Origin of the sequence: Sporichthya sp. (assembly GCF_013815995.1) — a bacterium.
GTDB lineage: Bacteria > Actinomycetota > Actinomycetes > Sporichthyales > Sporichthyaceae > Sporichthya.
Map to the genome: position 1 here is coordinate 1 of NZ_JACDFE010000364.1, position 2,665 is coordinate 2,665.

At 74.9% G+C, this 2,665-nt stretch carries 2 protein-coding genes; both read left to right on the forward strand.

Going from position 1 to position 2,665, the window contains the following annotated elements; translation table 11 throughout:
* A partial coding sequence (gene recC, locus H0X00_RS23285) for an exodeoxyribonuclease V subunit gamma (RefSeq protein WP_293775202.1) occupies nucleotides 1-2,409 on the forward strand: 2,409 nt, incomplete at its 5' end.
* Between the two features lie 13 nt (nucleotides 2,410-2,422).
* Nucleotides 2,423-2,665: UvrD-helicase domain-containing protein (locus H0X00_RS23290; protein WP_293775203.1), on the forward strand; the 243-nt coding region annotated here is incomplete at its 3' end.

Here is a 2,665-nt window from a genome sequence, read left to right on the forward strand (position 1 = left end):
GGCCACGGCGACCACGAGCATCCGGGGCCGGACCGGCCGGACACCCTGCTCGGCCGGCTGCAGGCCGCCCTGGCCGCGGACGCCGAACCACCCGTCGCCGACCGTCCGGTGCTGGCCGCCGACGACGACTCGGTCGTCGTGCACGCCTGCCACGGCCGGGCCCGTCAGGTCGAGGTGCTGCGCGAGACCGTGCTCGAGCGGCTGGCCAAGGACCCGACGCTTGAGCCGCGGGACATCCTCGTGATGTGCCCGGACATCGAGCAGTTCGCGCCGCTGGTGGCGGCTGCCTTCGCCGAGCGGACCGAGGACGATGCGGCCGGTCATCCCGCGTACCGGTTGCGCGTTCGGCTGGCCGACCGCGCGTTGCGGCAGGCCAACCCGATGTTCGGGACGCTGGCGACCCTGCTGGACCTGGCCCGTGGCCGCGTCACCGCCGCGGACGTCCTCGACCTGGCCGCGACCGCTCCGGTCCGCCGCCGGTTCGGCTTCGACCCCGAGGACGCCGAGCGACTGGCGGGCTGGGTCGCCGACGCCCGGATCTGCTGGGGCATCGACCAGGCGCACCGGGACCGCTACCGGCTGCCAACCTCGCAGGGCACCTGGCGCGAGGGCCTGGACCGCGTGCTGCTCGGGGTGGCGATGGAGGCCGGCCAGACCTGGCTGGGCGACGCCGTCCCGCTCGACGACGTCGACTCGGCGACGATTGCCCTGGCCGGCAGGTTCGCCGAACTCGTGGACCGCCTCGGCCACGCGCTCGCCGAGATCGCCGAGCCGCACCCGGTCGCGGAGTGGGTGGATCTGCTGCGCGACGCGGTGCTCTCGCTGGCCGCGCCGGGGCCGGGTGAGTCCTGGCAGGCGGCTTCGCTGGCCGCCGAGCTGGAGGACCTGCGCGAGGCCGCTGACTCCTCGAGCGTCCCGCTCACCCCGAGCGACGTCGCGGCGCTGCTGGCCGGACGGCTGGCCGGGCGGCCCACCCGGGCCAGCTTCCGGACCGGCACGCTGACGGTCTGCACGATGGTGCCGATGCGCTCGGTGCCGCACCGCGTCATCGCTCTGCTCGGGCTGGACGACGGCACCTTCCCCCGGGCCGGCGTGGTGGACGGCGACGACCTGCTGGCCCGCGCCCCACGACCCGGCGAGCGCGACCCCCGCAGCGAGGACCGCCAACTGCTGCTCGACGCGGTGGGTGCGGCCGGCGATCACCTGATCGTGTTGTACTCCGGCGCCGACGAGCGGTCCGGGGCGAGCGTGCCGCCGGCGGTCCCGGTCGGCGAGCTCCTGGACGCGCTGGACGGCGTGACCCGGACTTCGGACGGCCGCCCGGCCCGCGCGCATGTGACGATCCGTCACCCGTTGCAGTCCTTCGACCCGCGCAACTTCGGGGTCGACCTGCCCGGCACGCCGACCCAGATCCGACGACCCGTCAGTTTTGATGCCGCCGCCCTGGCCGGCGCCCGCGCCCTGCTCCGGCCCCGCACCGACCCGCGGGTCCTGGTGGACGGCGCCCTGCCCGGCCGCGAGGCCGGGCCGGTCGAGCTCGTCGATCTCAAACGGCTGCTGGTCAACCCAGCCCGAGGGTTCCTCCGCCAACGGCTGGAACTCGGGTTCCCGGACGAGGACACCGACCCTCCGGACGCCCTGCCGATCGAGCTCGACGGTCTCGCGGAGTGGGCGGTCGGCGACCGGATCCTGAACGAGCGCCTGCGCGGGGTGCCGATCGACATCTGCTGCCAGCTGGAGCGCCGGCGTGGGGCGTTGCCGCCGGCGGCCCTCGGCACGGCCGTGCTCAGCAGGGTCGGCGCCCGGGTGGACGCGATCACCGACCTGGTCGCCTCCGAACTGGTCGGCGAACCGCAGATCGTCGACATCGATCTGGAGATCGTGGTGGCCGGCGTCCCCCGACGGCTGACCGGAACCGTCGGCGGTGTCCGCGGGACCGACGTGCTGCGGGTGGAGTACTCCACGCTGAAGCCCAAGCAACGGCTCGCGGCCTGGGTCGAACTGCTCGCCCTGGTCGCCATGCATCCGGAGGAGAAGTGGCGGGCCACGGTGGTCGGCCGGCGCGGGAACAAGGCGATCCGCCGGGTCCTCGGGCCGGTCGAGTCCGACACCGGACTCGCGGCCCTCGCCGAGCTGATCGCGCTGCGGGACGAGGGCCTGTGCCGGCCGCTCCCGATGCCGGTGGCGACCGCCGAGCGGTACGCCGCCGCGATCCTCCGGGGCGCAGACCAGCGGATCGCCCTGGACGAGGCCGAGGAGCAGGAGTGGGCCGGCAAGTTCCCGGAGCGGGCCGATGACGCCTACTGCCTGGTCTACGGCCCCGAGGCGGCACTGAGCGCGCTCGGTACCCGCGAGTTCGCCGCGCTGGCCGTCCGGGTGTGGACCCCGCTGCTGGCGGCCGAGAGCTGACGGGGTTCCTGAGATGACTGCAACTGTGGCTGCGCCGTACGAACTGCTGGGCCCGCTGCCGAGCGGGACCACGCTGCTCGAGGCCAGCGCCGGGACCGGCAAGACCTACACGATCGCCGCGCTCGTCACCCGCTATGTGGCCGAGGGCGTCGCGCCGCTCTCGGACCTGCTGGTCGTCACCTTCGGCCGGGCGGCGACCCGCGAGCTGCGGGAGCGGGTGCGCGAACGGCTGACCGGCGCGCGGGACGCACTGGCC